We start from the raw sequence: 9,443 nt of genomic DNA, 5'->3' as shown, positions 1-9,443 counted from the left end.
TTGTCAAACTTTGTGAGTCCCCCAGCAGAGCTGGGGGTTTACCTTTGATTAATTAGTTTAAAAACCTATTCACCACGAAGGCACGAAGATCACGAAGAAAAAATAATTATTTAAACTCAATGTATTGAAAACTTCGTGTCCTTAGTGCCTTCGTGGTGAATGCTTTTGCTTTTATTCTAAAATGAATACTTTCACAGTCTCTGGAGCTTGGGAACCAGCGCATAAGATAGAGTTTCTACAATGAATCTTGCACAACTTGAATCTGAAATCTTTTCCCTGTCTATACAAGATAGAGCCTTGCTGGCGAAGCGGCTTTTATTAAGCCTTGAAGAAATATCCGAGTCGGAATTTGACAGATTGTGGGCTGATGTATCCGCGCACCGTGCTGCCGAATTTGATGCAGGCAGGGTGCAGGCCATTCCCGGCGAGGAAGTGGCAAAAAAAGTGCGCGCATTGATCCGCTGAACTATAGCTTCCTACCCGAGGCGGAAGCCGAATACATAGAAGCGGTTCGTTTTTATGAAGAGCAGCAAGCCAAACTTGGGGAATCGCTTATTCATGAGTTTGAACGAATTATCGCTTTAATTATTGAGAGGCCGGAAGCTTGGCGCTTAATTCATCCATCAGGAATTCGTAGTGTCGGGTTATTGCGTTTTCCTTATTCAGTGTTTTATCGGGTGATTCCTGATGGAGTGCAGATTACGGCGTTTGCGCATCATCGACGGCGTCCGGGATATTGGCTTACGAGGGTTGGATAAGTTGGGTTTGTATCCGAATTTTCATACATGATGAAAGCCTGGTAGGGGGCGCATCGCGCCCCATTTCGGAGTTCAATCGTACTGGAAATTTTGATCTCAAAAATGGCTGGTCTGTTGAAATGCTTAAAATAACCGGGGCATTTTAATATTTGTAAATGGGGCGCGATGCGCCCCCTACATCTGTCTCGATTATTCTGTATTTGGATTTGTCTAAAACTACATTGGGGGGCTGAATCATGTCGAATTACCGGCGATGTTATGTTCCTGGCGGCTCTTATTTCTTCACTGTGGTGACTGAACGGCGGGCGAAGATTTTGGGTAACGATCTTGCGATGGATTTATTACGCGCGGCGTTTCAGGACTGTTTTCAACGTTGGCCGCCGTTTCGTGTGGATGCGATGGTGATGCTGCATGACCACATGCACGCCATATGGATGCTGCCTCCAGATGATGCCGATTATCCAAAACGCTGGGCTGCGATTAAAAAACATTTCACTCAATCCTGGCTTGCGCTGGGCGGCTCGGAAAAACCCCGCTCGTCGTCCCGCATCGCCCATCGTCGGCGAGGTGTCTGGCAACGTTACTACGCAGAACATACTTTACGCGATGAAAGAGACTACCAACGGCATTTCGACTACATCCATTACAATCCTATAAAACATGGTTTGGTGGAAAGCCCCCGCGATTGGCCTTATTCGACTTTCCACCGCTGAATAAAACGTGGTGTGTATAATTCCGATTGGGGATGCCCACGACAAGAGATTCTGGATTTTTCTGACATAAACTCGACCGCAAGTGAAGATAGTAAGTTCCGGTATTCAGCTCTACAGCTACGCGTCGGGACGGCATGGCGCTTCGACTTTTTAATTGAATTGTGAGCAATTGTATCAAGAAGCATCAAAAGAGCCGGAGGCTATTAATCCATAGAAACTTCTAATAACCTCCCCCAAGCCTTAAGCGATGTAATTCTTTAAGTAAGGCGGAAGGCCTTGGTTTGGCTCCAATATATTGGGAATGATCCCCGTTTAAGTTAATGGTGTAATCTTCGACACCGCAATGGATGAATATATTGTCAGTGTTGTAACTGCGCTGAGTAAAAATACAACCAGGAACGTGAACGGCGGTCGGCAGGAAGATTCCTTGATCGGAACTAACACATTGCGCCCCCCTGCCCAGCCAATGGCGTAAAGACGGAAGCAAGTCAGATTGAGAAAAACTTGCCAGCTCCTCTTCACCGTTTAATCCATGACCGATGATCGTCAATGGAGTCCTGGCGTAAGCCCTGTCACCGTAGCGTGCTTTCTCGCTGTTACTCATGGGTACCATCGCACGGTGGTCACCCACGATTATCAAGTAGCCTTTGTCGAAGAAGCCGCTGGATTTCAGGTCATTTACAAACACGCCCAATTGATGGTCGGCATAGCGGAAAGTCAGCTTCTGTGAATGAATGCCGCTTGCAGGGTCAATATACGGATGATGAGTGGTGACAGTTTCCAAGGTCATGAAGATGGGGCGCCCTTTTTTGCGCTGCAGTTCCTGAAGTGCTCTTCCATAGAGCGCGTCGTCCGGCGCCGCATCGAAATTGAAACGCTTCATGCCTTGGTAATAAGGTGCATCGTGGCCTTCTGTATAGTCAAAGCCAATATCTTTGAGCCAATTCCCTTTGCCGAGGAAGCTTAGATTGCCAGTGGTGAGAAAGAGGCTATCGTATCCAAATTCATGAAGCATTTTCGGAACGGATTGCTTAGTGTCACGAAACTGTTCAAAGACAGTGATCGCTTGTTCGGTTGCCTTTGCAATCGGCGGTTCCCCGGTTAATAATGCGATTAATCCCTGCTCCGTGGTAACGCCGTTAGCATAGAAATTAGTGAATCGACGTCCTTTTTGACTAATGCTGTCAAACTCCGGCATCCAGTCGTTGATGCCGGAGAAGAGCGCACTCTGGTACAACGACAAAGACTCAACGACTAACAGGATCAGGTCCGGACGTGCGTCTTTCCCCTCATAGCAATAGTTTTTTTCAGTTACACCGGCCAGAATGGCTTCCTTGAATTTCTCAGTATAAGGGCGATTTTTGGTCTGCGAGTAAAGAAAAGCTTCCAGAGAATTTTGCAGATAAAGTGTGTGAAATTCGATGGGTTTCAGAAAAGTGGTTGCGATCAAGCCGGCACCGACGCAGGTAAACAATATCGGAGAAAACGAGGCGACGCGGTCGTGTCTCAGATAACGACTGAAAGTTAGCAGTGTCGACATCAGGGCCGCTACGGCAACTAGCGAATACCAGAAGCCGGAAATCGTCATATGCAAAAAATCTTTTAGCGCACTGAATTCGCCGCTAAATTTAATAAATTTCCGCATTGTGAAACGCACTAAGAATTGCTGAGTTATTACTATGTCAATAGCCATAACCATTAGCGCAGTAATTACTGCAAATCGCAGGGCAAAACGTAGCACGCGCCAACGGGGAAGCTCTGCCAATAAATGCAGGGCACCAAGCAGCATCATGAATTGTAATTCGTGAACTATTGCCTTATTCGTTAAACACCATTGGCAATCCAAAATAGATCTGGAGCTTATTTCCAGAAAATAGAGTTTGTAGAAGAAGAGTACAATATAAAATAGCAGCAATTGTAAGCTAGGCGAGAACCGAATATTCTTAAAAGATAAAATGAAATTCATGCGATTAAGGATAGAGTATTTATTACAAATAATTAGGGAGTATTCTCAATCAAATTTAACCGAGTGCTTCAACTGGCGTATTGTATCAGCAATTCAAAAACCTATCCGAACTCCGAATTGAGAGGAGGAACGGCTTGGCTTTTCTGTCCATGCGACCAACCTTTCAATATAAAATCGAGCAACTGCTCCCCACTATCAAACTAAACCAGCATCAGCAAACGCGAAAGCCATTGCCGAATTTGTAACATTGGAATGTCGGACATAAACAGCATGCCCGACCGGATTCGTTTTTGTAAGAAAAAACTTTAAATCAGAATGTTTGGTACGCAGGCGTACAATGAGAACAACCGGTAGCCTGCTTTCTCAATATTTCAGCGGCTTTTTTCACAGCGCTTTTAGTATTGCTGATCGAGCCTAAATATTGCATTGTTTCTTTGGAAGGAAGCAAAGAGCATTCAGAGATATGAACCACATGCTCATCATTGTCCTGAGCGTTTATTTCAACGTAAAACTCTGCCATAGTAATTACCTCGCTGTTAGAAGATTAGTTTAAAACCCAGTTCATCTGCAATACGATTCATTCTCTGTCAGCCATCAAACATTGAGTGTTAACGATGTAGTGAAAACGACAGAAACAACGCTGAATTCGCGTTACTTTTGAGCTTATCGAAATAGCAGCAAAACTTATACCAACTGGTCAAGTAGGAAATGCATGGGATAAAGCGGTGAGTTGTGCCGGTCATTGAGCATAGCGGAATAACGCAACCCGGTCATCGAAAGCCTGTCGATCGTTCAAAGAGTTGAGGAAGGTCATTTTGAGTTTGAGAACTTTTGCCCCCTGCAAGTTATTGGCGCCCTACGTTACTGCCATTTGGGATTATGACGATTTAACGGGCAGCGCTAATTCGGCGCTTTCGATCCTACCGGACACCGCAACGTATTTATGTTTTTTGTATGCGGATCTGCTTCAGACCACCCACAAAGACGCTATTTATACCACTCGCAGCGGACTCGCCGGTTTCCAAAGTTACCGAAGCGATCTGGGAGGTATAGGAAATATATCGGGCGTTTCTGCACGGCTGACTCCTTGGGGACTCAATGTTTTCCGTAGCGGTATAGTCAGGGATTGTGCTGAAAGGCGAGTAGATTGCAGGGATATTTTTCCCCGTTACGCGATAGAAAAAATCGAAGATAGTTTGTCGCGTAAGAGGACAGCCCAAGAGCGTGTTCAATGCGTAGAGAATTTTTTACTTACGCTATTGAACCGGAACAATGAGGATCTGCTAATTCAAAAAGCTTGCAGGGATTTAAGTCGTTCTAATGGAAATTATCCTATTGGGATGCTTGCTCGAAATCTCGGTTTAGCTGAACGTACCCTGGAGCGGCGTTTCCTGGCTCATGTGGGCGCTACGCCTAAAAAATATGCCCGCGTTGTGCGTTTGCGGAGCGCTATTTTCCAACGTAAAACACTATCTACCTGGGCCGATGTCGCCCATGCAGTGGGATACTATGATCAAAGCCACATGATTCGCGACTTTCAAGAACTTTATGGCATTTCACCGGAATCCCTGTACCCTCAAATTGATGTATCCCAAACGATACAGTTTTCCGGGTTGTTGAATTTATCTCAAACAGCGTAAATTCATCATTCGATGACAATCCCCTAAAATCATATCAATTCAAATTGTCGGTTTTTTCCAATACAACGGATAGACGTATTGTTAAAGTGAACTTAACAGTTCATTTGAAAACCTGTTAACGATTAAAACTTTTATTAATCAAGCTTCTATAAAAGCTTAAATTCTGAGTTAGGAGATACCGATGTTGACTAAGCAAGCGATTACAAAAAAATTAAATGTACCCTCAGACAAGGTATGGGACGCAATCAGCAAAATAGGAAGGCTCGATGTATGGTTTCCGTTTATCGAGACTTGTAAGGTGGAAGGTAATGGGCCGGGGGCATTGCGGTATATGACCATAGCTGATGGCGGTGGCGAAATAAAAGATACCATGAAGGAGTACAGGAAGCGTAACGTTAGTGGAGCGGCGTACGACGACCCCCGCGTAGCCGTAGCGGTCGGGCGTTTTGACGAAGTTGTAGCGATAGCGGAAGCGCAGTCAAAATGCAAGGCCATCCGACACGGCGTCAAGTCATTACGGGAGTCATGGCGCACAGCGTAGCAACGCGAAGTTGTGCGTCGTGACGGACGGAGGACGAACGCGGGCCGCCGAAGGCATTAATTGCCAGGTCATTTTTCGCTGCTAAAATCGGATGGATCCATTTTAGCTTTCGCGAAAAATCCTGGCGCGCTTATGAAGAAATCGATTCAAAAAACAAGAAGTTGGTATATCTTCGGCCAGTATCGCCATTCCCTGTGACTTATTACAAAGGCACAGTCGAAGTGTTTACCTCTTATGATGGTTTGGGCGTTGTTGTCTGGACAATTGATTTCGAGTCAAAGCCGGAAGATACTGCTTCAGTAGCGGAACTGGTACAAAGCGCTATCAGCTCAGGTATTGATGGTATGGAAACAGATTTAATGAAATAAACAGGAGGCTCCCTACGATTTATTACCGGCGGCTTTTCATGACTGTTTTCATCCTGGCCGCCGTTTCGCATGGATGCGATGGCGATGCTGCATAACCATATGCACATCATATGGACGCTGTCTATTCAAAACGCTGGGGTACTGTTAAAAAAACATTTTACCAATCCTGGCTTACTCTGGGTGGCGCGGAACAATTCCTGCTCGTTGGCGGCGAGGTGTCTGGCAAGGCCACTATGCAGAACCTAATCTATGCGATGAAAGAGACTACCGGCGGCATTGTGATGTCATCCATTACGATCCGGTAAAACAGGATTGATTCGATGGCATTGTCTGGCCATATTCTTTATTCTTTGGTTCTATGAATATGGCTACCACAGTTTACAGTCGCTTGAATGGGCTACCGTTATCACGAACATCAAAGTAATAACGGCGAATCGGGATAATCAATGGGTAAGGCATAACCCATGGCTTTAAGGCCAATCTAATGGTTATCCCCATTTTCTGAATCATCTTCCTGTTTTGGACTTTCGGCTTCGAACAACTCGGAGATAAGTTTAATTTCAGTTGCAAATTGAGGCATCGCTGGAATTTTCCAAGCTTTTCCGGTGATGCGGGATAATAAATTATTCAGCCAGATCCGGTTCGATCGTGCTTGTTGAATGATCAATTTATAGGCTTCCGCATCGCTAACAACGGCAAAGTCTTCCAGCCAAACTTCAATTGTTTCAGATTCACCGAGGAGCTGGATTTGAACGTATACTTTCCGCGCTTCAAGGTCGAAATTAAAATCTGTTAATTCTGCAATGTCTTTAAGCACTATATTAGCCGCCCATATAATCATCTTATTGGGTGTCAATTTTATTGCCATTTTGATTAAACCGGTTTTAAAACTCATTTTTAGCCTTTATCAGTTGTTAGGGTAAGTTCTTTAATTTAATTGTTTTTCTTATTAACTGATGTTACGCACGGACCGTATTTCTCCCGTTTGCCGCGCCGAGCACCGGAGCTTTTATCGAGAACAGCCCGTTAGGGGTGCGGCAGGGAGGCCGCACGTCAGCAGAGGGGCAGGAGCCCCTTCTGCTGACCCTCGATAAAAGCGAGGAGCGCAGGAAGCAAGCGGCAACCGGGCCGCCTTTTCTTTGGTTACTTTCTTTTGGCGGAGCAAAAGAAAGTAACTCGCCTTCGGGTGCGACAAACCCGATTCAAATAACCGTCGCGCTAGCGACACTTTTAATAAAATTGTTAGTACAGTCTTCTAAATTCGAATAACTGCGTAACATCAGTTATTAAACATAGCAAACTTCTAACATTTTTTACGATGTTCAAGTTAAGGCTATATTTGCCAACGATTATATCAGCCAAATAGATAATACCAACGTTGTACGGCTATGTGTGAGGACGGCATGGCGCTTCTTTAATCGAGTCATATTTCAGGGCCATTTATCTATTGGACAATACTTCTTTTTTACGGGTAGTTTTCGGCTTGCGTTTAGCAACTACTTTAACTCGCGCTTTACCTTTCTTTGTCATACCCAGTTTTTTGGCCGCTCCATGAGAAAGATCGAGGATTCGCTCGTTGGTATAGGGGCCTCGGTCATTAATACGTACTTCCGTTTTTTTGCCGTTATCCAGATTGGTTACCTCGGCTTTTGATCCTAACGGCAAATCAGGGGAAGCGGCGACCATTTTTTCGGGCTTGAAGGCCTCGCCGCTAGCCGTTTTCTGGTCTTCGAAGCCCGGTCCATACCAGGATGCCTCGCCGACTTTCTTAATCTCTTTGCCGGATGAGTCGGTGCCTGAGCTTTCTTTACTTGTCGATTTTGATGGTTGATTGGATTTGTCTGGTGAACATGCGCTCAAACCGCTAAAAGCTATTAGCGAAATCATAAAGAATCTAATAAAGAGGAAGTTTTTTAAGCTGTTCATGGTCAAATCCTCCGCTTTCAATGGAGTTAATCAGCTTGAATACTTGTCGGCAGCTAACGTCAAAATTAGTTGGCCGAATTACTAATAGTGTTTTAGCGAATATTTGCAAAGCAGGCCGCTGGGTATAGAGAATGCGAAACCGCCGATACAAATTAAGAGGTTTAACTTCTCCCATCAATAAGTACTGTTACCTATCAGATGGTTTCGCAAGAGGATAAATAAAACCCTATAAATAGGGCTAGCTCAGTCTGACCGTATGAGCCTCATTTTGGCTTTCGCCAAATCCTGGCGCTTTTACCCTATTGATATGCATTGATTATCTATCTTCGGCAATGCTATGCAGTAACCGGAGCCGACTGCTTGGTTTTAATATTCCGGCTATTGTGTGATACCGCACCGACTTAACGCATGTGTGGAATATATGCTTAATGTGGTTTGAATCCACCCTATTTTGGATTCGTGATTAAGCCGAACTCAGTTGAACATGGCTACGATGTCGTTTTCTATCTTAGTTGATGATCGCATGCCATTTTAATATTCATAAGTTTTGGGCGTGTATTAACAGTTAGCTCACAAGCGGACAATCAAGCAGGCATTACTGTTGAAATCAGTCTTGCGATGAAACTGATCCTTTAACTATACAGATACAAGGAAACAATTATGAAAACCAAAAAAGTCATACATGAGATATCTGACACCATCAATATGGACTCATTAGTTCCGATAAACTTTCATTTGTTTAAACTTTTCAGTTTGCCCATTTGGCTGGTTATTATAACTATTAGCCTTAGTTTCGTTACCAAGTCTGTAAGAGCCGGGACTGAAGATATGCATCAATATTTTCGATATGTCCCTTATGAAGGCCCAAAAAGTACAACGGGAACTGACAGCCAGCGGTCTAAGCAATCCTCAGGAGCGAATGATGCCGATGCTAAAAAAGCTAATGCCGCTGAACAGGCTACAAGTGGCGGTACACGAAACGAGGAAGCCCAAAAAACAAGTCCAAGCGAACCGGCTAAAAAAACCGATGAAAGTACCGGTCAAACATCTAAAGAACCATCTGCTGCAACTGGAAGTAGCGGCCAAGCACCAGCCTCAGGCAGCCAACCCACCAATACCCAGCAATCAGCTTCTAAGCATCCGGAGACTGAATGTCCAATGGCTGGTAACCAAAAATCCACCACGGATCAAAAAATTCCTCCTGTCAAGAGACCTGAAAAGGATACGGGCGAGTTCCCTTCAGGAGGATTTCCTTCATTTTGTCACGTTGATGTAAATGGCGACCATTATGTTACAAAAGATGAATTGCAGAACTTCCCTGAACTGCTAAAAGTTTTTGACAAGGTAGACGCCGGAAAAGATGGCAAGCTGGAACAACATGAATTCCAGAATTTGGAAATGGAAACCACACGGGAAGGAGAGATCTCATAATCGGGACTATCCGGAATGTGCATTCAATGCATCCGATAAACCTGCGAGGATTACAGGTTGCAACCGAATTAGCATTCTTTACACAAACTAAAACCACGAA

Annotated in this window: 11 protein-coding genes; 7 read left to right on the top strand and 4 right to left on the bottom strand. The window is 44.5% G+C overall.

From position 1 onward, the window contains the following. Positions 1–240 precede the first annotated feature (240 nt). A complete protein-coding gene (locus V7051_RS07070) occupies positions 241–465 on the top strand; it encodes an addiction module protein (protein WP_333874238.1) in 225 nt (74 codons plus the stop codon). Positions 466–994: 529 nt separating this feature from the next. After that, complete coding sequence (locus tag V7051_RS07065; protein WP_333874237.1) at positions 995–1,471, top strand: REP-associated tyrosine transposase; 477 nt, start codon at positions 995–997, stop codon at positions 1,469–1,471. 220 nt (positions 1,472–1,691) lie between these two features. Here the strand turns inward: V7051_RS07065 and V7051_RS07060 are convergent, their stop codons facing one another. Then, positions 1,692–3,263 (bottom strand): LTA synthase family protein, encoded by a 1,572-nt coding sequence (locus V7051_RS07060; RefSeq protein ID WP_333874236.1) that lies wholly within the window; start codon positions 3,261–3,263, stop codon positions 1,692–1,694. A 484-nt stretch (positions 3,264–3,747) separates the two neighbouring features. Further along, complete coding sequence (locus V7051_RS07055; RefSeq protein ID WP_333874235.1) at positions 3,748–3,957, bottom strand: hypothetical protein; 210 nt, start codon at positions 3,955–3,957, stop codon at positions 3,748–3,750. 295 nt (positions 3,958–4,252) lie between these two features. On the opposite strand from V7051_RS07055, the gene V7051_RS07050 reads away from it, so the two are divergent. The 4 genes from V7051_RS07050 (at position 4,253) to V7051_RS07035 (ending at position 6,291) form a co-directional block, all read left to right on the top strand. Next, positions 4,253–5,077: a helix-turn-helix transcriptional regulator gene (locus V7051_RS07050; protein WP_333874234.1), complete on the top strand. Its 825-nt coding sequence runs from the start codon at positions 4,253–4,255 to the stop codon at positions 5,075–5,077. Positions 5,078–5,258: 181 nt separating this feature from the next. Further along, positions 5,259–5,618 carry an SRPBCC family protein gene (locus V7051_RS07045; RefSeq protein ID WP_334181129.1) on the top strand — a complete coding sequence of 120 codons (360 nt, stop codon included), beginning with the start codon at positions 5,259–5,261 and terminating at the stop codon, positions 5,616–5,618. 194 nt (positions 5,619–5,812) lie between these two features. Continuing rightward, complete coding sequence (locus tag V7051_RS07040; protein WP_333874232.1) at positions 5,813–5,986, top strand: hypothetical protein; 174 nt, start codon at positions 5,813–5,815, stop codon at positions 5,984–5,986. 110 nt (positions 5,987–6,096) lie between these two features. Next, entirely contained in the window at positions 6,097–6,291 is a 195-nt protein-coding gene (locus tag V7051_RS07035; protein WP_333874231.1) for a hypothetical protein, read from the top strand. Positions 6,292–6,467: 176 nt separating this feature from the next. On the opposite strand, the gene V7051_RS07030 is transcribed toward V7051_RS07035, so the two are convergent. Further along, positions 6,468–6,881, bottom strand: a complete 414-nt coding sequence (locus tag V7051_RS07030) for a hypothetical protein (protein WP_333874230.1) — start codon at positions 6,879–6,881, stop codon at positions 6,468–6,470. 545 nt (positions 6,882–7,426) lie between these two features. After that, entirely contained in the window at positions 7,427–7,912 is a 486-nt protein-coding gene (locus tag V7051_RS07025) for a septal ring lytic transglycosylase RlpA family protein (RefSeq protein WP_333874229.1), read from the bottom strand. Positions 7,913–8,572: 660 nt separating this feature from the next. On the opposite strand from V7051_RS07025, the gene V7051_RS07020 reads away from it, so the two are divergent. Continuing rightward, positions 8,573–9,343: an EF-hand domain-containing protein gene (locus V7051_RS07020; RefSeq protein WP_333874228.1), complete on the top strand. Its 771-nt coding sequence runs from the start codon at positions 8,573–8,575 to the stop codon at positions 9,341–9,343. Positions 9,344–9,443: the final 100 nt, after the last annotated feature.

It is taken from the genome of Methylobacter sp. (assembly GCF_036845245.1).
Classification (GTDB): Bacteria; Pseudomonadota; Gammaproteobacteria; order Methylococcales; family Methylomonadaceae; genus Methylobacter_A.
Note: the sequence above shows the minus strand (reverse complement) of the source record. Positions and strands in the feature narration are given on the sequence as shown.